Annotated in this window: 22 protein-coding genes and 1 pseudogene; all 23 read right to left on the minus strand. The window is 41.0% G+C overall.

Annotated elements, in window-relative coordinates; all coding sequences use genetic code 11:
* Window positions 1-375, minus strand: coding sequence for a hypothetical protein (locus ACSLFW_RS20025; protein WP_436557223.1), 375 nt, complete (start codon window positions 373-375; stop codon window positions 1-3).
* 55 nt (window positions 376-430) lie between these two features.
* Window positions 431-985 carry a class I SAM-dependent DNA methyltransferase gene (locus tag ACSLFW_RS20030; RefSeq protein ID WP_436557224.1) on the minus strand — a complete coding sequence of 185 codons (555 nt, stop codon included), beginning with the start codon at window positions 983-985 and terminating at the stop codon, window positions 431-433.
* Window positions 982-1,389 carry a glycosyltransferase gene (locus ACSLFW_RS20035; RefSeq protein WP_436557225.1) on the minus strand — a complete coding sequence of 136 codons (408 nt, stop codon included), beginning with the start codon at window positions 1,387-1,389 and terminating at the stop codon, window positions 982-984. The genes ACSLFW_RS20030 and ACSLFW_RS20035 overlap by 4 nt, the downstream gene beginning before the upstream one ends.
* Window positions 1,370-2,056: a glycosyltransferase family 4 protein gene (locus tag ACSLFW_RS20040; RefSeq protein WP_436557226.1), complete on the minus strand. Its 687-nt coding sequence runs from the start codon at window positions 2,054-2,056 to the stop codon at window positions 1,370-1,372. The genes ACSLFW_RS20035 and ACSLFW_RS20040 overlap by 20 nt, the downstream gene beginning before the upstream one ends.
* A 15-nt stretch (window positions 2,057-2,071) precedes the next feature.
* The gene (locus tag ACSLFW_RS20045; RefSeq protein ID WP_436557227.1) at window positions 2,072-2,824 is read right to left on the minus strand and encodes a polysaccharide deacetylase family protein; all 753 of its coding nucleotides are present in this window, start codon (window positions 2,822-2,824) and stop codon (window positions 2,072-2,074) included.
* Window positions 2,784-2,999, minus strand: coding sequence for a hypothetical protein (locus ACSLFW_RS20050; RefSeq protein WP_436557228.1), 216 nt, complete (start codon window positions 2,997-2,999; stop codon window positions 2,784-2,786). Before ACSLFW_RS20050 ends, ACSLFW_RS20045 begins: the two co-directional genes overlap by 41 nt.
* Before the next feature lie 70 nt (window positions 3,000-3,069).
* The gene (locus ACSLFW_RS20055) at window positions 3,070-3,810 is read right to left on the minus strand and encodes a formyltransferase family protein (protein WP_436557229.1); all 741 of its coding nucleotides are present in this window, start codon (window positions 3,808-3,810) and stop codon (window positions 3,070-3,072) included.
* Between the two features lie 87 nt (window positions 3,811-3,897).
* Window positions 3,898-5,220, minus strand: a complete 1,323-nt coding sequence (locus tag ACSLFW_RS20060; protein ID WP_436557230.1) for a hypothetical protein — start codon at window positions 5,218-5,220, stop codon at window positions 3,898-3,900.
* A gap of 57 nt (window positions 5,221-5,277) precedes the next feature.
* On the minus strand, window positions 5,278-6,897 hold the full coding sequence (gene asnB / locus ACSLFW_RS20065) for an asparagine synthase (glutamine-hydrolyzing) (RefSeq protein WP_436557231.1): 1,620 nt from the start codon (window positions 6,895-6,897) through the stop codon (window positions 5,278-5,280).
* An 81-nt stretch (window positions 6,898-6,978) separates the two neighbouring features.
* Window positions 6,979-7,680: a cytidylyltransferase domain-containing protein gene (locus tag ACSLFW_RS20070; RefSeq protein WP_436557232.1), complete on the minus strand. Its 702-nt coding sequence runs from the start codon at window positions 7,678-7,680 to the stop codon at window positions 6,979-6,981.
* Complete coding sequence (gene neuC / locus ACSLFW_RS20075; protein ID WP_436557233.1) at window positions 7,680-8,834, minus strand: UDP-N-acetylglucosamine 2-epimerase; 1,155 nt, start codon at window positions 8,832-8,834, stop codon at window positions 7,680-7,682. Before neuC ends, ACSLFW_RS20070 begins: the two co-directional genes overlap by 1 nt.
* A complete protein-coding gene (locus ACSLFW_RS20080; protein WP_436557234.1) occupies window positions 8,831-9,835 on the minus strand; it encodes an N-acetylneuraminate synthase family protein in 1,005 nt (334 codons plus the stop codon). The genes neuC and ACSLFW_RS20080 overlap by 4 nt, the downstream gene beginning before the upstream one ends.
* Entirely contained in the window at window positions 9,832-10,482 is a 651-nt protein-coding gene (locus tag ACSLFW_RS20085; protein ID WP_436557235.1) for a methyltransferase domain-containing protein, read from the minus strand. The genes ACSLFW_RS20080 and ACSLFW_RS20085 overlap by 4 nt, the downstream gene beginning before the upstream one ends.
* 60 nt (window positions 10,483-10,542) lie before the next feature.
* Entirely contained in the window at window positions 10,543-11,463 is a 921-nt protein-coding gene (locus ACSLFW_RS20090; protein WP_436557236.1) for a glycosyltransferase family 2 protein, read from the minus strand.
* Complete coding sequence (locus ACSLFW_RS20095; RefSeq protein WP_436557237.1) at window positions 11,453-12,166, minus strand: hypothetical protein; 714 nt, start codon at window positions 12,164-12,166, stop codon at window positions 11,453-11,455. Before ACSLFW_RS20095 ends, ACSLFW_RS20090 begins: the two co-directional genes overlap by 11 nt.
* A gap of 346 nt (window positions 12,167-12,512) precedes the next feature.
* On the minus strand, window positions 12,513-12,698 hold the full coding sequence (locus ACSLFW_RS20100; RefSeq protein ID WP_436557238.1) for a hypothetical protein: 186 nt from the start codon (window positions 12,696-12,698) through the stop codon (window positions 12,513-12,515).
* A gap of 22 nt (window positions 12,699-12,720) precedes the next feature.
* Window positions 12,721-13,488: a glycosyltransferase family 2 protein gene (locus ACSLFW_RS20105; RefSeq protein ID WP_436557239.1), complete on the minus strand. Its 768-nt coding sequence runs from the start codon at window positions 13,486-13,488 to the stop codon at window positions 12,721-12,723.
* Window positions 13,481-14,406, minus strand: a pseudogene (locus ACSLFW_RS20110) (GDP-L-fucose synthase family protein). Before ACSLFW_RS20110 ends, ACSLFW_RS20105 begins: the two are co-directional and overlap by 8 nt.
* 9 nt (window positions 14,407-14,415) lie before the next feature.
* Window positions 14,416-15,504: a GDP-mannose 4,6-dehydratase gene (gene gmd / locus ACSLFW_RS20115; RefSeq protein ID WP_436557240.1), complete on the minus strand. Its 1,089-nt coding sequence runs from the start codon at window positions 15,502-15,504 to the stop codon at window positions 14,416-14,418.
* A complete protein-coding gene (locus ACSLFW_RS20120; RefSeq protein ID WP_436557241.1) occupies window positions 15,501-16,313 on the minus strand; it encodes a glycosyltransferase in 813 nt (270 codons plus the stop codon). The genes gmd and ACSLFW_RS20120 overlap by 4 nt, the downstream gene beginning before the upstream one ends.
* Window positions 16,306-17,247, minus strand: coding sequence for a hypothetical protein (locus tag ACSLFW_RS20125; protein ID WP_436557242.1), 942 nt, complete (start codon window positions 17,245-17,247; stop codon window positions 16,306-16,308). Before ACSLFW_RS20125 ends, ACSLFW_RS20120 begins: the two co-directional genes overlap by 8 nt.
* Window positions 17,240-18,115 carry an FkbM family methyltransferase gene (locus ACSLFW_RS20130; RefSeq protein ID WP_436557243.1) on the minus strand — a complete coding sequence of 292 codons (876 nt, stop codon included), beginning with the start codon at window positions 18,113-18,115 and terminating at the stop codon, window positions 17,240-17,242. The genes ACSLFW_RS20125 and ACSLFW_RS20130 overlap by 8 nt, the downstream gene beginning before the upstream one ends.
* A 7-nt stretch (window positions 18,116-18,122) precedes the next feature.
* Window positions 18,123-18,557, minus strand: coding sequence for a hypothetical protein (locus ACSLFW_RS20135; RefSeq protein WP_436557244.1), 435 nt, complete (start codon window positions 18,555-18,557; stop codon window positions 18,123-18,125).
* Window positions 18,558-18,620: the final 63 nt, after the last annotated feature.

Below are 18,620 nucleotides of genomic sequence, written 5' to 3' on the forward strand. Positions count from 1 at the left end.
TTATTTGTTTTTTATCCAGATGGCTGATACATTTCGTCCGCTAAGGTCATTTTCTTTTATCAGGCGGTCTTCGGTGGCGGTAAATTCTGAAGGCAAATCGCTTTTAAGAACTCCGAAAAACCCGTAAGAACGTTGATTGACCAAAACAAAATCAGTCAGCTGAGTTTTTAAAAATTGTATAGAAATACCTTTATTTTCAGTATCGGTTTTTGTTTCGACGTGAATGTCTGTCACGCTCCAGATTTCGTCGGCCGTCATTCTTTTCCGGATGGCTTTGGTCGCGAGAAGTTTGTCATTAACAAGGTCGATATAATTTTTCCTGCCTAATTTCCTGTTGATGAAATGCCGCCATTTTTTCGGGATATAATCGGTCATTTTCTTTTTTGGCTGAAGTTTTTCCGTGGCTGATTCGAGTGATTTTACGCGTTCTTTATAAACATTTGAATTGATCGAATCGCCATTCGGTCTGAAGATGAATCAGTATGCCACCGGGATTGAGCACATTGCTGACTTCTGCCAGAAATTTTTCCAAATCCGGAATATGGTGCAACACCGAGCAAATTACAACAATATCGAATTTTGCCGTCACTTCAGAAAGATGGCCATTGACAAGCGTATAGCTTTTGCCCCATTGTTTTGCTTTTTCCTCTGCCTGAACCAGCATATTGGGCGAAGTATCGAGCAAAGTTATGGCTGCAATATGTTTTCCCAACCCGGAATTGAGGATTGCCTGGGTACTTAATCCGGTTCCGCAACCGATGTCTAATAAACTCAGATTATCGGACTCAATTTGCCGTTTTTCGAACAAATCTTTGACCAGCAAATCGACCTGTTCCTGAAGGCTGTCGCGCATGTCGCTGTGCATGGCGTCGTAATGCGCGGCTTCAAAATCGTGAAAAACAACGTTAATCACCGACTGGAATTCTTCGGGCGAAAGATTGCTTTTTGTTTTTTTAATTAACGGCAAAAGGCTGTTATAACTCATTTTTCAAGTAATTTAAGGTGTTTTTCGACCATCTGTTCGAGGCTGAAATGCGATGTGATGAAACTGCTGACTTCTTTTTCGATTTTTAAATTCCCGTTCAGGATGTTTTCAAGAATTTCCGCCAATGCATCTACATTTTTAGCCTTGAAAATAAATCCGTTTTCACCATTTGTTACCGCTTCTTCATTACCGCCGACATTTGTTGTGATCACGGGAACATTGGCTGCTAAGCTTTCAAGAATGGAAAGGCTGAAACATTCCATGTGCGTTGGTTGCAGCATATAATCATATTGGCAGAAAATTTCATGCAGGTTCGGGCGGCTTCCCATAAATTCAAAAACGCTTTCAAGTTCGTGGTTTTTGATATCTTCCCGAAGGAAATTTTCATACCGAACCTTCGCCATAAATATCAATTTTCAGCTTTGGCAATGTTGCTTTCTGAAGTTGGGCAACTGCGGCGATTAAATCCTGAATGCCTTTTGATTCGCGCAAATGCGAAGCGACCAGGAATGATGGATTTTTCAAATTTCTGATTAATCGCTGACGGATTTCCGCAGTTTGGATACCGTTATAAATCGTAATTGTTTTTTTCCTGAGATGCGCACCAAAATCATTGAGGATCGCATTAGAAGTGTAATCAGAAACACCAATGAATTGGTCGATATGGCGTGAAAACAATATTCCTTTGATTCGCTTTTCGATTTTTTTCCTTAACGGATAACCGCCAATTGGTCTTGGATTATGATCGATTGCAATAATTTTCGCATTGGAAATCTTAGCCAGTTTCCTAAAAAAAGGCGTGCACAATTCGATAAAATGTGTGATGACGAAATTGTATCCCGGGTTTTCAATCTTACAAAAATCCAAAAAAAAAGATTCCGGGCTTTGCGCTCCGAAAGCTATTATTTTCATTTTTGGGTAATTGCCGTGATCACTTGCATTTGGGAAAAACCAATCAACCGAAATGTCATTTTTCTTACAGGCATCGGCGTACATCCAGAAAAAATAGTCCATGCCACCGATGCGTTCGGGCATTAAGGCATAATTACAGATGATGGCTATTTTTTTCATTCCTGATTTTATTTGCTACCTGCACGCGCCAAATGGAAAGTAATTACAGTCATATCGCGGCAGTGCCTGCGGTCTTTGCATAATGTCGTCGAGATTAACATCCCTTGTCTCTACATTGAACGAAAAGAGGCAGCCCTCATTTTTTAGCAGTTGCTCCGTTTCATTCGTAAAAGTATGAAATCCACCATAAGGATAACAAAAAGTTTTGGTGGCACCGATTGCATTCATGTGGTTCAAAATTTCAAATGAGTCTGCAATTTCATTGTACTGCGCTCTTGCAGACAACTTCGACATTACGGGATGCGAAACGCTGTGGCTGCCGATAATCATACCGGAATTGTGCATTTCACTGATTTGCGCCTCAGATAAATAGGTGTTTTCAGGGTTCATAAATCTGGCCGGGATCAAATCTGAAACCAATTGCTCCATGATTTTTTCGCGATGGTCATAACCGATGTAATAATTCAGGATTCTCTTGACCAATAAAGTATAATCGTCGTTTTGCTGGTCGTCGTAAGTCAGTTCCCTGAATTCTTTTTTGAGTAAATCGGGCAGCATATCGTCTGAAATCATCTCCTTCAGTCTGTCGTATACAATTTTACTTGAATTGATTCCCAGCAAAAGATGAATTTTATGTACATCGAGTAAATTATTGATGGTAAAAGGCTGCGTCGGTATGTAAAAAATGCCCCATAAATTTCGTTTTTTGAGTACCGGCAATACATAATTATAGTGACAAATCAAGCCGTCGTCGAAAGTCAGTACCACGCCTTTTGGCAATATTCCCGTAGCAAATGAATCCAGAAAAATCTGCTTTTGATACGAATCCGAATTCAGCTTCAAAAAAATCGAGCTGTTTTTCAAAATCTTCGATATCGAGGTTTTTGAAATAGGGCATTTCCGGATCGAAAGGCCTGACATAATGGTACATGACTGCTTTCATACCAAAGCCTTGTTTTGAATTATCGGAAATGCTGCCTCGAGATTTTTCCGGTTTTCAAGATATTCACCGATTATCCCTTCGGAAAAACGGTCGTACATTTCAACAACGGCTGTTTCGGTAAAATCTTTCTTTTTATAATACCGTTCGGTTGTATGAAAATTAACCGGCCAGGTTCAGCCAAATCATCAAAATTCAGAATAAGCGCTGTACAAATTGCTGCCATTTTTTTGATAAGCCTGTTGCCGATTTGGTGAATAGTATCGCCGTGGATGATTTCCGGCCGTATCTGATGAATGATTGCTCCGGCATCGATTTCATTGTTGATGTGCATAAAAGTAACGCCGACGCACTGGATTTCATTATTTATAAAAGGAAAAAAATTCGTTCCCGAACCGCGATAATACGGAGACAAACCCAAATGAATGTTGACAAACCTGTCTTTAAAATGATTGATCAGCGGCGCATCGATAATCGAACATCCGTATGCGATAATTACATCCGGATTCAGGTTGATGATTTCGTTGATCTTTTCAGAGGAATTGATTTGGCCTTTTTCTATAAATTCCGAATTCGACCGATCGGTTATTTTTTTGCAGAAAACTTCAAAAAAATCAATTTCTGTCTGTTCCCGCAGGGCGAGATGCTGTTGCCTGAGATTACTTTCTTCGGTATTGCCAATTTCCTGTTGAATACTGGCTTTCGGTACTTCGCAATAGCTTTTTAAAACCATTATTCCTGGTTCAGCCGCAATAAATTTTCTGAAAAAATCATGTCGCAATTCATTAGAAGTCAGGATGATGATTTTTTTCATTTTGTCTGATTTTGGGCGTCAGTGATATTGCGCAATGCTTTAGCGATGCGTTCGCTGGTATGCAGTAAAGGCACGCTGATTTGCAAATCAATCAAATTTTGGCGCTCTTTTCCTGGCTTCCGGATTGGCAAGCGATTCATTTATAGCCAGTTCTAATTCAGATGCATTTTTTGCTACCATAACCGCATTGCTTTCGACTACTTTTTCATAATGCAGGAATTTCAGGATGCGCTGGTCGTCGTACAATCCATTCACGCCATTGCCAAAAACAGTGTTGATAACCGGCTTATCGAATAACATAAAGTCAAGGCTCATCGTTGAACACATATTGATATTAAGATCGCTGAATTCTAAAATCGCGCGCAAATCTGATACATCTTCTTTATCGGGAACGCGTTGCGACCACATTTCTGCATGATGCTGGCGGGTAGAAATCCATTTTGGGGTGTTCCAGATGATTTCGGGAAATTCATTCCTGACCGGTTCAAATCGCGCAGGCAGTTCCGCAGGTGAAGTACGCACCAGCAACTGGCATGGAAAATCGATTTTTTTGTCGCGCATTAAATTCGCAATTGTTGCAATTACCAAACCATCATTGGCGCCAATACTGGCATCGGCGCAACTGAAGCAAATTATCTTTTTATCGGGATTGAGATTGAATTTCTTTAAAAAATCGGCTTTTTCGGAAGCATATTCGGGCATTACATAGGGCTCGAATTGCGGCGTTCCTACAACATTGACATTTTCGGGTTTTACACTTTCATAAAAATGAAGCATTTCAGATTTCATGAGATGGCTCCAGACAAGATAATGGTTGAAATTGCCTGCCATTCTTCCCTTTGAAGCGAGATTGTCCCAACTAAAAATGAATGAGGCCGTTTCAATTCGGAGTTTTTCAGCAGCATAAATCATCGGTGCGATAAAACCCGGCCTTTGGTGTGTAAAAAACAACAAATCTATATTTTCATCTTTGAGCAGTTTCCCGTAATCTTTAGTGATTTTATGATTGGCGAAAGTGCGCTGTTGGAGTTTATTGTAACGCTGTATCCATTTTTCAGAATTGAAAATTGATGTCCATTTTACGATAAATTGTGTTGCAATGCCACGATTGGAGAAATTTCTGACGGAGGCCAGCTTTAAATTGTCTTTAATCCCGAAATAATCGTCGGCGAACAGTTGCATGTGCGCCACTTCTTTGGCTTTCCTGAAAAACCAGTTGCTGAAATTTTCTTCAAAAACCTCAAGCTCGATGATTTTACAGCTGATGCCGTATTTTTCATAGGCGTCTTTAGGGAGGCAGGAAAATAGTACGACCGAATCGAATTGTTTTTGGGCTTCGTTGAGAAAATTACTCAGTACATAATTCCTGAATCCGACGCCATCGGTAATTACAATTCCTAAAGTCTTCATGGGTTTGGTCTATACCGCAAATATATTGTTTTCATTCAGCAAGGCAAAATATAAACCTTATAACCTGACGGCATTGATCCATTGCCAGATGTAAAAACTATTGTCCTGGTTTCCTTTGAGATAATCGTCCCAAAGCGAAATGACTTTTGCTTTATTTACAAAATCCATTTCGCTGAATTGCTTAATCTGTTGTTCGCAATATTCCTTTAACTCATTGGCAATCCATTCGCGTTGCGGCGTTTGTAAAGGTCTTTTTGGTGCTAAAGCGATAGTATCGCCGAGTTTTTCTTTTACGAGGTTTCGGAGCAGCCATTTGGTTTGCCCGTTTTGCATCTTCATTTTCTCTGTTTGTGCAAAAGCGAGTTCGGCAAGGCGATAATCCAGAAACGGCTCGCGCAGTTCGGTGCCGTGCATCATACTGATCCGGTCATTGAAACGCAGCGCACGTGGAATTTTAGTGTAAAATAAATCGCGGTATTGCAGGTTTTGTAATTTATTGTCGAAAGGTTGCGGATATTCATCTCTTTGCGCCAGGTTTCTACATTCATCTGTCAGGATTTCAGGCCGCACCGGACTAGAATTTAATCCCTGAATGATACTGTTGCTATTGTTGTGGTAATAATCGTAACCGGCCCAGGCTTCATCCATGCCTTGACCGTCGAGCAATACCTTAATACCTTTTTCGCGGGCTTTTTTGAAAAGCAGACTGTAAGCCAAAGTCGGGAATCCGCCGAAAGGCTCGTCTTCAAAATGGCTGATTTGGGCAATTAGTTCCGGCACATCCGTTGATTTCAGCAATACTTTGTTGAGTTCATACGGCGTTGTTTGCATAAGTTTATCAACCCACGGCAACTCGTCATAATCGCGATTTCCGGTATAAAACGTAAAGGCTTCAATATTTTTATCGGAACTCAGGTTGTCACGCACAACCGCAATCAGTGTCGAAGAATCCAATCCGCCGCTAACATTCATCCCAAGCGGGACATCTGACCGGAAGCGGAGTTTTACGGCATCGTTGAGGAATGCTTCATATTTTTCCTTTAATTCTTCTTCAGGCAATGGTGGCGTATTTGAAATGCGTTGCTCGAAATCATACCATTTTTCAGGTTGTATTGCTGTGGTATTTATTGTTTCGCTAAAGCGGATTTCCATGCAATGTCCACCCGGAAGTTGCTCGATTCCGTCCCAAAAGGTTTCATCGGGCAAGCCATAAGTACCGTAAGTGAAATAATTCGCCCAGACTTTTTGATTTCTTTTCTTTGCGATTCCGGCGGCAAAAAGCGCCTTGATCTCGCTGGAAAAATAAAATTGTCCGTTCAAAACAGCATAATAAAACGGCTTGACGCCAAAGCGGTCGCGAGCCGCAAATAAGGTGTTATCCTGCCTGTCCCAAATGGCAAAACTGAACATGCCGTTGCATTTTTCAAGTGCCTTTTTACCCCATTTAAGATAGGCGGCGAGCAGCACTTCGGTATCTGATTCAGTTTTGAAAGGATAATCAGTTAGTTCTTTCTTTAATTCCAGGTAATTGTAAATCTCGCCATTGAAAACCATTGCAAAACGACCCGAGGCATCCAAAAAAGGCTGGTTGGCATCGTCAGAAAGGTCTATAATAGAGAGGCGGTTGTGCCCTAAAAAAGCTGTTTTTCGTGCCAGACAACTTTTGCATCGGGCCACGGTGCTGCTGAGCGGTCAGCATCGCATCGATTTTCCTGATATTGCCGGAATGATTTCCTAAAATGCCCGCAATGCCACACATCAGCGTTGATTTAGGTATTTTGGTAATATTTTCTCGGCTTCATGCCAGTCATCAATCGTATCGATATTGATATATAATTCCGGGTTACTTTGTATGGAAATGAGTTTTTTTCCATAAAATGAACCCGCTTTTATTGCATCAATTTTTGTAAGATATACCGCGCCATCCCTGAAAAAAGCAAGCGGTAAATCCTGCCTGCGGGTAATGATTTCTTTTTCGCCGGTGGCGATATTGAGGAAACCCGAAGCGTCTTTCTCAAAAATCCAATGCGGGTTTAATTCTTGCGGAACCGGAAGCACGCTTATGAGCGCATCGGCATTCTTTTGTGCAAAATCTTCAATCGCCTGATCGATGAATCCGTTTTCACGGAAAGGAGAAGTGGGCTGTAACAGGCATATCGCATCAAAAAAATCGCCTTCGGATTCGAGGAAATCAACAGCATGCTGCACTACCGCAATACTTGAAGCGGTGTCATTGGCTAATTCAGCAGGCCTTTTAAACGGAACCTCAGCGCCCAATTGCATTACCGTTTCCATGATTTTTTCGTCGTCTGTAGAAACAATAACTTTCGCGAGTAAACTGCTTTGTAACGCCTGTTCAATCGTGTAAGCAATCAATGGTTTGTCGCCGAGTAATTTTATGTTTTTACCCGGAACGCCTTTCGATCCGCCGCGCGCAGGAATTATGCCGAGAATTTTCATCAGTAAGAAATGGTTTTGTGAAATTGCAATGGTAGTTCCGACAGCAATTTAGCTATCTCCTCGCCTGCATTTCCACCGCCATAAACAGATGAAACGGGTGATTTACCGTCAGCAATAATGCGATTAATAGCTTCGATGATAGCGTCTTTATCATAATCGACATCAGTCACATTATTGCCACGATCGCGTCTGTTCTGGCGTGTTCCGATATTGATCACAGGCACGCCCAAAAAGGCACATTCGCGGATGCCGACACTCGAATTGCCAATCAATCCGAGGGAATTGTTCAACAATACCAGAAAATCGTCACCTTCCATATTTTTAAAGAAATGTACTTTTTCAAGTTTATTTTTTTCGCGGAAACTCCTTATTCCTGTTGAAGTCCCGTCAGCACCGGCATCGACATTAGGCCAAAACCAAAGTGTCGGAATATTGAGTTCGCCAATAGCTTTCAGTGTTTCCTCGATATGTTTTCTTGAATCGCGGTATTCTGTTGTCACCGGATGCTGCATTACGACCAGATAGCCGTTCGATAGGTCTGGCTGTGCACCAACGCCGCCGTATTTTTCATATGGGTCAAAGTGCAGCGAATTTGCTACAACTTCTGAAGCAATGTCAATTGACGGACAGCCGGTATTAAAAACAAAATCCGCATTTTCACCCAGTTTTATAACCCTTTCACGTGCATTTTCTGACGCTACAAAATGGTAATCTGCCAGCTTTGTAATGGCATGTCGCACTTTCTCGTCAATATTTCCGGTGACTTCTCCGCCCTGGATGTGTGCGAGCGGAATGTTCATATAAGAAGCAGAAATGGCTGTAGCCATTGTTTCAAACCTGTCGGCAACCGTAATTACGATATCAGGTTTAAGGTTGTCAAAAACGGTAGAAATCTCTAAAATCCCGATTCCGGTCGTTTTTGCGGCAGCGGTCAGGTTTTCGCCCTCGAGAACGTTGAAGACTTTTGCGGCGATTTCAAAGCCATCGTTTTCTATGTAATTTACAGCAGAACCGTATCTTTCGAGCAAGGCAGAAGCCGCAACAATAAGTTGCAATTCCAAACCGGGATGCGCCACGATTGCTTTAAGCACAGTCTTTACACGACTATAGGAAGGCCTCGCTGTGATAACGACCGCTATTTTTCTTTTATTCATGATAAATCTTCTTCATTTAAAAAATCCCATTGGGCTTTGTCTGCTGTGAGTTTTTTTCCGATGACAGCGTTGAAATTTGCAGCTTCTATTCCGTAACCTTTTGGTTTTTTGGCTTCCAGGTCGGCAAAACTCAGGATATGTCCTTTCGGAAGTACTTTGTTTACGGCAAGCGATTTTTCGAAAATTTGTTTCAGCGATGTAAAATCGGAATTGGTATTTTTATTGACCGGATTTTCAAGTGCCGTACAAATATTTCGAATGTCTTTCACCAATGAAGCTACTTCGTCAATAACCAGCGATGATTGCGCATCCGGGCCGAATTGCCTTCTGTCGAAAGCCACATGGAACTCCAAAATTGAAGCGCCTAAAGCTGTCGCTGCGATGCAAGTAGCCGTTTGGGCAGAATGATCGGAATAGCCTATCGGAACATTATAACGCGCCTGGAGTTCAGCAATCACGTTGAGTCCGTAATTTTCAGACTTCGTCGGATAGGCGGTGGTGCATTGCAAAATTGAATATTTTACAGCTCTTTGTTTTAAAAAACCAACAGTTGCATCGAGTTCTTCGAAACTGCTCATGCCCGAAGACAATATTACAGGCTTTCCGGTTTGCGCGACTTTTTCGAGCAATAAAAAATTATTGACTTCGCCCGAACCTATTTTATACCTTTTTACGCCAATTTCTTCTAACCAGTCTATTGCAAGATTGCTGAATGGCGAACACAGAAATTCGAGTCCGGCCTTATCGCAATGTGCTTTTATTGCTTTCCATTGCGGCAATGTAAATGACATTCGTTTCCAGTAATCAAAACGGCTGTCATCTTCGACGGAAAATTTAACGCGAAATGGTTCGTGAGCACTGCTTTCAGCTTCTGCGATGTGCATCTGGAACTTCACAGCATCAACTCCGGTTCCGGAAAGCGCATCAATATAGGAAAATGCCATTCCGAGACTGCCTTCGTGCGCCTGGCCGATTTCTGCTATAATAAATGGTGTTCTCATGATTTTTTGCGGGCGACCAGTCCGTAGCTCATGCCTTGTGCATAAGGGTCGAAATATTCGATGGTACTTTCTATTTTTCGCCTGATGAAATGCTTTATTGTGAAACGAGATTTCCCTTTGTGTTGCACGTCTACAACTCCATATTCAAGAATCTCGAAGCCGCATTGCTCGAGAAAAAATTTAACGATATGCAGCCAGGGCGTAAAAACGTGATGTTCTTCAAGATGTTTTTCCTGAAAAGCATACAATCTTCCTTTCAATAACAGATCAACGCGGTTGATACTTGAAGCCGGGTTTGGTGTCGTCAATATTAAAAAGCTTCCCGCTTCCATGTGGGCTGCGATATTCTGGAGCCCTAACAATGGATTTGCCAAATGTTCCAGTACTTCAAGAAAGATAACTGTTCCGGCTTTTCGGGCTGATTCCGGATGATTTTCATTCAGGTCCCAAATGGTCGCTTCTTCAATTTTACGGACATAATCAAACGGCTGCCAGGTCGCTTCTAAACTATTGACCTTGGCTCTCATATGCCCGAAACCGGCACCAATATCACTCACGACTTTATTGGGCGCATCCGGAAAATATTTATCGAGCATGGCGTCGGCAAAATAGCTGCGGGTCAAGTATATGTTGAGATTGTCCTTCATTTCGTGTATAATATTTCGCTGACGCGTAAATGTAAAAAAAATATTCACAAAAGCATTTGATTACTTTCCGGACTGCCAATATATTTCAGTTGGTGCGATGCTTTCGTATTCTCGCAAACGGGTTTTTGTAAAGGCTTTTCGGGAACGGATGATTTTTGGCGTTGCAAAAAGCACACTCGACAGCGCTTTAATTATTGCGATTGCGGCACGCCAATCTCCTTTGAAAACTTTGGTCTTGAATTGCATCCAGACAGAATAAGCCAGTTTTCGTGGTATCAATACAATCGGGTCAAACAGGCAATACATCAGCCATCCTGATCGCAGGCTGTATTTCAGGCGTCTGGTGTAATCTGAATTGATTTTTCTTGATTTGACGTCGACACGATGGTGAACAAGAACTTCAGGAAAATAATGAACTTCAATATTTTTCTGGAAAAGCTGTTTCGAGGCAAATTCTTCTTCTCCGTAAAAAACAAACCATTCGGGATAATTCGGAATGGCGCGCCAGGCTTCCATCCTCCAAATATGCCCGCAGCCGACAAAAGCTTTCATGCGATGCGGCTGTTGCTTTGTATTTGTATCGTCAGGCAATTGCAATCCCCAGAATATTCGAAAACCGATTGCGCCGCATTTCGGATTGGCAGCAAAATAATTGGCGATAGGATTTAACGGATTTTCTGTAACGAAATTCGCGTCATCATCGAGCGAAATGGCAAAATCTGCTTTCGTTTCGTTGAGCATTTTATTCCTGCAAAATATATATCCTTTTGAAGTTTCGTTTCGAAGAAGTCTGAATTGTGGAAAATTACTTGCTACATATTCAAAAGTTCCATCGGTCGACCCATCATCATAGATAACACATTCCAGATTTAGATTGGGAAATAACTTGTCAATGCCGGCTAAGGTTATCGCCAAATCATTGATCCGGTTTTTCGTGGAAATCAATATGGCAAATGTAGTTTCCTGCATATTAATTTTCAAGGTTTAAAATGGCATTTTTCAGGAAATCAGCCGATAAATAGGCTTTGATATCAGGCCTGTCAAGTTGCAATTTGCCCGGAGATTGTGTCCATAAATCGTAAAGCTGTCCGATAATTGCTGCAATCTTTTCAACATCATCAACCTCTGACCAAAACGAATAATCGTTACCTAAAAGCCTTTTGGTTTCACTGTAATAAGGCGAAAGCAAAAAAATCGGTTTGTCGGCAGCAACGCAATGCGGGAATTTTGCCGGCAAAAACGGACTGATTTCTGATTTAGCTTCAAGGATGACATTGATGCTTGTGTGTTGCTGAAGATTGTAAATCAAATCGAATGGAATGCTGCCATTGTGGATGTAAATTCCGGGTTCATTTTTGTAACCTTCGAGCATTTTTGTATGAAAATCTGCTGAACCGAGCAAGAGTAATTTCGCTGTTTGCATTGCTTCCGGATGGCGTTCAAGAAATAACGAAAATCCTTTTATGAGGCCTTCGGGAGAACGTTGCTTCATAAGATTTCCGGCGTGCAGCAGATTGAATTTTTTCGAATCGAAATATTCAGGAAATGCGGCATCTTTGACTTCATATTTTGAATCCTGATGCGGAATTATAAAACCGGTTTTCAGGAATTCCGGAAAATAACTTCCCATCCATTCTTTTAATAATTCACTTGGAAAACAACTGTATTTTGCTTTTTCAGACAATTCGACAAAAAAGCTTCCCGCGCTTTATAACCTGGTTTCACCCAATTATAAGGCCGCGGATAATAATGAAACGGATAAGGATCATGAATGTACGCTATCCATTTTGAGTGCCATTGTGGCAATTGTAACAGGGCATAATGTGGCCTGAAACTTCCACCCTGACTTAATGTTAATACAAAATCCGGAACGATTTTTATTTTTTTCAGGGCATTTTTGATACTGCTCGTATCATTGAAAAAAGTAAATGAAAAACCAAATCGTTTTTCAAAAAAAGAGGCCAGTTCTATTTTTAAATTACGGCTTATTACTCTTTGCGTCCTGCTTAAAAAATAATTCGGGCTATATTTTATTTCAGGTATAGCGTGACAATCAACGCCTTCGATTGTAATATTTTTCTTGTATAATGATAAACCAAAACTTCAAAACCTGTGTCCCTTAGATTTTTTATGATAGCGACATTGGCTTTTGCACCACTGCTGGCTTCAATGTCGATTGCATCTACAACAACTAATATTGTTTTTAGTTTCTCCAAGTGTGTTTGTTTTTCATTATAATTACCTGAAAATTTTCCTGATGCTTTTCTGAAATTTAACAACTGTCGTCAACAAACGTGATTTCTCGTATTTTGTCAATTGCTTGAAATGATGAAAATCATCAACAAGATGCGGCAGCCATTCCTGTTCGGTTTTTTTATGCTCAATTGACCAGTCTGCATTTTGCGAGATTCCGCCGAGGGCAAAAATGGCAATCGGCAGATCGTATCCGACCGCCGAAGTTTCGGGCTGCAGGAAGCAACGCATCCAGAATTCATAATCGCCGGCAATTTTATATTTTTCGTTGTAAAGTCCGAATTTTTCAAAAAGTGATTTTTTTATAAAAGTACTCTGGTGCTTCAATCCATATTGGTATACATAAAAAAGTGTCGGTTTTTGTAGGTGCGTCCGGCGGTCTGTGATTTTATCGTTTTCGGATAAAAAGCAGTCAAACGCCACGACATCTGCGTTAAGCATTAAAAGGCATTTATTTAATATTTCGGCATCATCAACCAATATATCACCACTGTTCATAAAAAGCAGGTACTCGCCTTTCGCGGCGTTGATACCTTTGTTCATGGCGTTGTAAATTCCGTTGTCGGGCTCACTGACTGAAAAGGTTAGTTTTCCTGCATATTTTTCGATGATATTTTTACTGCCGTCAGTCGAATTGCCGTCAATGACGATGAACTCAAAATCATCGCAATTCTGGTTCAAAACCGAAAGAATTGTTTTTTCAAGTCCGGCCGCATCGTTGTAATTGATCGTTATTACGGAAATCTTACACATCAATAAATTTGTCTTTATAAACTTGTTCGATTCCTGATTTTAATGCAATCGAGTATTTCCATCCGAGGTTGTTAAGGCGTGTGGTATCGGTTAATTTTCTTGGCGTTCCGTCAGGTTTTGTGGTGTCGAATATAATGTCGCCTTCATATCCTGTGATTTCCTTCACCAAAAAGGCAAGCGCTTTGATGCTGATTTCTTCTCCTGAACCAATATTCACAAAACCGCCGCTGTCATAATGCTGCATCAGGAATACGCATGCATCGGCCATGTCGTCGGCATGGAGGAATTCCCTGAGTGGCGTTCCGCTTCCCCAAACCGTTACAAAATGCTGGTTGTTGATTTTCGCTTCATGGAATTTCCTGAGAAGTGCCGGAAGCACATGTGAATTTTCAAGATCATAATTGTCGTTGCTGCCATACAAATTCGTAGGCATTACCGAAATGAACGAACAGCCGTATTGTGCCCTGTAAGCATCGCACATTTTAATTCCGGCGATTTTTGCAATGGCGTAAGGCTCATTCGTAGGTTCGAGAAGTCCGGTGAGCAACGCGTCTTCTTTCAAAGGCTGGGCGCTTCTTTCGGGTAAATGCAGGAAGAACCCAGAAAAAGTAATTTCCTTACATTGCTCTTGTAACTTTCGTGGATGACGTTATTTTGTATCTGGATATTCTCGTAAATAAAATCTGCACGGTAGGTGTTGTTGGCAACGATTCCGCCGACTTTTGCCGCTGCCAGAAATACGTATTCAGGTTTTTCAGCTTCAAAAAAAGCGGCTGTGTCGTGTTGATTGATCAGGTTGAGTTCTGTTGAAGTGCGTGTGACGATATTCGTGAAACCTTTCTGATGAAGATTCCTGACGATGGCGCTTCCTACCATTCCGCGATGACCGGCAACATATATTTTAGAATTGGACTGCATCATGGTTGGTTATTTAAAATCCTGAAAATATTTTTCCCGGCGAAAGAGTTCCAAATCTGCCAAAACCATTTCTTTCACCAGCATTGGAAGCGTATGTTTAGGCTCCCAGCCTAGTTTTGCCTTTGCTTTTGAATTATCGCCGATAAGCAGATCAACTTCTGTCGGACGGAAATAAGCAGGATCAATCTGCACAACTTTCTGCCCGATTTCAAAATGAAATTCAGCATTTGCAGAAGCCGCAACAATTCCAACCTCATCAACACCTTCACCCTCAAACGCAATGGTGACGCCGACTTCATTAAAAGCCATCGTGATAAAATCCCTGACTTTGGTAGTGACACCAGTCGCAATAACAAAATCTTCAGGCGTTTCCTGCTGCAGCATCAGCCACATGGCTTCAACATAATCTTTGGCGTGGCACCAATCGCGTTGTGAATCAATATTGCCCATGTAAAGCGTTTTTTCCATACCAAGCGCCATTTGTGCAATACCGCGCGTAATTTTTCGCGTGACGAAAGTTTCTCCGCGAAGCGGACTCTCATGATTAAAAAGTATGCCGTTACAGGCGAACATATCGTAGGCTTCCCTGTAATTTACGGTAATCCAGTAGGCATACATTTTTGCAACAGCATAGGGCGACCGCGGATAAAAAGGCGTGGTTTCTGATTGTGGCACCTGTTGTACCAATCCGTATAGTTCTGATGTGGAGGCCTGGTATATTTTTGTTTTTTTGGTCAATCCGAGTAAGCGAACGGCATCTAATAATCTCAATGTCCCGATTCCGTCAGTATTAGCGGTATATTCCGGAATATCAAAACTGACTTTTACGTGACTCATCGCGCCGAGATTGTAAATTTCATCAGGTTGTGTTTCCTGAATAATTCTTATCAAATTGGTAGAATCACTCAAATCGCCGTAATGCAGTATAAAATGTTGGTTCTGAATGTGCGGATCCTCATATATATGGTCGATTCGCTGTGTATTGAAAAGCGAACTTCTGCGTTTTATACCATGCACTTTATAGCCTTTTTCAAGAAGAAAATCCGCTAAATAAGCGCCATCCTGGCCGGTAATTCCTGTAATCAGGGCTGTTTTCATGGTTGTTGTTTATTTGATATGCTTAATTGTTTTTTCTGGTATTTATACAATTCAATATGCACTGCTGAAAAATACCATGACCTGAAAAACGACAGGAAAAGCCCGGTGAATCCGTCTTTAAAACCACGGGCATATACAAAACTATAGAAAAATTGACGAAATGGGGTTTTAATTATTTCAAAAATGCTGGTACGCATCCCGGATTCAAATTTGGATTTGCCCTCGCCTTTCAAATATCTTTTGTGTTTTGTATAAATCTGCCTGAAACCTGACATCCAATAATGCCTGATATGATTTTTCCCATTATGAACGATACAAACCCTTTTATAACCGTCAAGCAATTTACGTCCATTATGCACCATGGCTGTGAATTTGAATCTTTCGCGGTGTATGAGGTAGGTTCGCAATTTAACGCCGCCCCATGAAGTCCCGCGCAACGGATTGTTCCTGAAATAATAAATAATCGGGGCGTCGATTGCGCCAATATCAGACGAATTATTCCATTCGTTAAAATTATTTGTAATATCTGCAGCGAGCTCCGGCGTTGTAACTTCGTCAGGATCAGTAATAAGCACCCATTTATTGCTGCAAACGCCAATGTGATTGGTATGGATGATTTCAAGAAACGGTTCCGGTTCAATAGTGATAATCCTGGCATCGAAGCGTTCGGCAATTTCCTGCGTATTGTCTGTGCTTTTCAGGTTAATCACGATAATTTCATCACAGAAATAAAGGCTTTCGAGACATGCAGACAATAAGTGTCCTTCATTTTTTGAAACTACGAAAGCTGTGATTGGCAATTTATTCATTCCCGGAAATTTTTCGGCTGGAAACATTTTCAAAGTTACTGAAAACCGATTCATCGATAACATCCTGAGCGGGATAATTGTTGCCGAAATTTCTAAGTTGCTGTTTCATCAACTGCAGCAGATTGTTCCATTTGCCTTTTTTCAGGTAGTCGAAGTAGCGTTTTCGAAGCAATTTGCCTTTTGGAAGATACACTTTCCTTTCATAAGCAACATTATGGAAAAGGCTGTTTTGCAATGCAGGTTGTAGTCCGAATTCCAGTTCGATGAATTCCCTCACCATTTTTAAACCTTCAGCTGTTGTGCCGCCAAGGTAAGAACTGGCTGCAATTGTTGATTGATTAGTTTCAGCATCCCAGTTATGTCCTTCATTATCAACTTCAATTTCGTTGAACTGCATTAAAAAACCTCTGTATTTTGAAAGAATCATGAAGCCGTTGATTTCACAGGAATACCACCAACTCATATTGTCAAACGCAGTAACCAATGGCATTGCAAAATTTTCCTCGAGAACTTTGTAATGATATGCCTGAACCTGTTGGTCTACCGCTACCGGATGCTGGATTTTCAGCTTTGGGTTGTAGCGGTTTGTATTTTTTATGATAGTCAGCAACGGCACTCCGATTGCGGGTCTGTTTACTAAAAGCTGCTGCTGAAAATCAGCGAAACTGCCTTTGACAAGAGCGGCGTCGTCATCTATGAAAATGTAATATAAGTAGCGTTTTTTCCATTTTTTTGCCATTTCCAGCTGAAGATTGCGTCCTTCTGCCCATGTACTTTTCGGAAAATATACGTATGCTGCAAAAGCCATTTCCTCAGCGTTGATTTCATAATCAAAAGTCAATGCGAAAAGATCCGACGATTCATTTTGAAGATGTCCGTATTTGAGTACATTTTCTTTGCTTCCCTGTATGAGGTAAAGGAAATCTTTATTCATTTTTTATGGCGATGAGATTATCGTAAGGATAATATAGTCTTTTAGGCTCTGTTACGAGATTGCCATTTTGAATCCGGTGCCATTTATAATTACAATTTTCAACGAAATCATATATGTCGTGTATCGGATATCCTGCACTGAAGGTGTTCGCATCGGTAAATTCAACCATTAATGTCGGGCTGAAATCAGTGAGGAATTTTTTTCCGCCCAGCAAAACAAATTTCTCCCAGCCTTCAACATCAATTTTAACAAGTTTAATACGTGATTTTTCTGTATGCTGTAATTCTTCATCGAGTGTTGAAACCGGAACCTGAATTGATTTTTGCAGTTTTTTACCGTCGGAATTGGCGAAAGAATTCCACGCGTCATGACCGTTTTCTGAAACATGGAATGCCAGTTGGCCAGCCACGTCGGAAAGTCCGATATTTCGGGCATCGATATTTTCAAAATCATTTAAATGGATATTTTCAGTAAGCCTCTTAAACGTTTCCGGAGAAGGTTCAAATGAAATGACGCTTCCTGAATTCCCAACGATTGCAGCGGCGTGCAATGAAAACAAACCCACATTTGCCCCGATATCGACGAAAGTATCACCTTCTCGCAGCAATTCTTTCAGAAAATCAATCTCTTCTTTTTCAAATCCGTTGTAAATATCACGCGACAATACGCTGTTTTTATACAGGTTTATTTTTACGTCACCTGTCAATCGGTGCTCAAAAAAATCTTTTCCGCTGAATAAATTCTCCCATTTTTTTTTGCTTAGTGCTAAATGCCTTCTGTCAAAATATTGTTGTATGAGTCGCATCGCACCGGCAATTTTACCTGCAATCGTATATATCGGACGCTCAAAAAGCTGTTGTGTTTTCATGCGTTTCTCATTTATCAGTTTGTTTTTCCCAAGACAATTGCGGCATGATTACGCCCGGCCTGTTATCTGCAAAAGCGCTGTTGAGGCCTTCGACGTTTGTAATTGTTAATGGTATGACCAGATTATCGCTGTGGATAATCCACCTGACGTTGTGAATCCCGATGGCAGGTTTTATACCAAATGAACCATTTTTTAATATATTGGCCGGAATAAGAGCCGTAAAATTATATTCCCCTGCTATAAACGTGTTCATATCTGACGAATTATCGTCATGAAAAGAACGAAATATTACCGTTGCATCCGAAGTATTGATAAAATCAAATCCCACACGCAGTCCGATTGTGTCCTTCAATACCTTAAAACTGAAATTTATTTCGATAGACTTATTCGAATAAAAGTTGTGATGAAGGGCATCTTTTTGTGAAACGGATAATTCTTTCAACACAAAAACTTCATCATCCTGCTGTTGGATATATTCAGCAATACTGTCATTTTCCTGCGAAAT

Origin of the sequence: Flavobacterium sp. 3HN19-14 (genome assembly GCF_051373205.1) — a bacterium.
Taxonomy (GTDB): domain Bacteria; phylum Bacteroidota; class Bacteroidia; order Flavobacteriales; family Flavobacteriaceae; genus Flavobacterium.

Coding starts and splice junctions, on each gene's coding strand:
- ACSLFW_RS20060 (WP_436557230.1), bottom strand. CDS start 5,220: ATGAAGACTTTAGGAATTGTAATTACCGATGGCGTCGGATTCAGGAAT.
- ACSLFW_RS20105 (WP_436557239.1), bottom strand. CDS start 13,488: ATGTGTAAGATTTCCGTAATAACGATCAATTACAACGATGCGGCCGGA.
- ACSLFW_RS20040 (WP_436557226.1), bottom strand. CDS start 2,056: ATGAAAAAAATAGCCATCATCTGTAATTATGCCTTAATGCCCGAACGC.
- ACSLFW_RS20050 (WP_436557228.1), bottom strand. CDS start 2,999: ATGAAAGCAGTCATGTACCATTATGTCAGGCCTTTCGATCCGGAAATG.
- ACSLFW_RS20080 (WP_436557234.1), bottom strand. CDS start 9,835: ATGAGAACACCATTTATTATAGCAGAAATCGGCCAGGCGCACGAAGGC.
- ACSLFW_RS20035 (WP_436557225.1), bottom strand. CDS start 1,389: ATGGCGAAGGTTCGGTATGAAAATTTCCTTCGGGAAGATATCAAAAAC.
- ACSLFW_RS20125 (WP_436557242.1), bottom strand. CDS start 17,247: ATGAATAAAGATTTCCTTTACCTCATACAGGGAAGCAAAGAAAATGTA.
- neuC (WP_436557233.1), bottom strand. CDS start 8,834: ATGAATAAAAGAAAAATAGCGGTCGTTATCACAGCGAGGCCTTCCTAT.
- ACSLFW_RS20120 (WP_436557241.1), bottom strand. CDS start 16,313: ATGAATAAATTGCCAATCACAGCTTTCGTAGTTTCAAAAAATGAAGGA.
- ACSLFW_RS20030 (WP_436557224.1), bottom strand. CDS start 985: ATGAGTTATAACAGCCTTTTGCCGTTAATTAAAAAAACAAAAAGCAAT.
- ACSLFW_RS20055 (WP_436557229.1), bottom strand. CDS start 3,810: ATGAAAAAAATCATCATCCTGACTTCTAATGAATTGCGACATGATTTT.
- ACSLFW_RS20085 (WP_436557235.1), bottom strand. CDS start 10,482: ATGAAGGACAATCTCAACATATACTTGACCCGCAGCTATTTTGCCGAC.
- ACSLFW_RS20130 (WP_436557243.1), bottom strand. CDS start 18,115: ATGAAAACACAACAGCTTTTTGAGCGTCCGATATATACGATTGCAGGT.
- ACSLFW_RS20070 (WP_436557232.1), bottom strand. CDS start 7,680: ATGAAAATTCTCGGCATAATTCCTGCGCGCGGCGGATCGAAAGGCGTT.
- gmd (WP_436557240.1), bottom strand. CDS start 15,504: ATGAAAACAGCCCTGATTACAGGAATTACCGGCCAGGATGGCGCTTAT.
- ACSLFW_RS20025 (WP_436557223.1), bottom strand. CDS start 375: ATGACCGATTATATCCCGAAAAAATGGCGGCATTTCATCAACAGGAAA.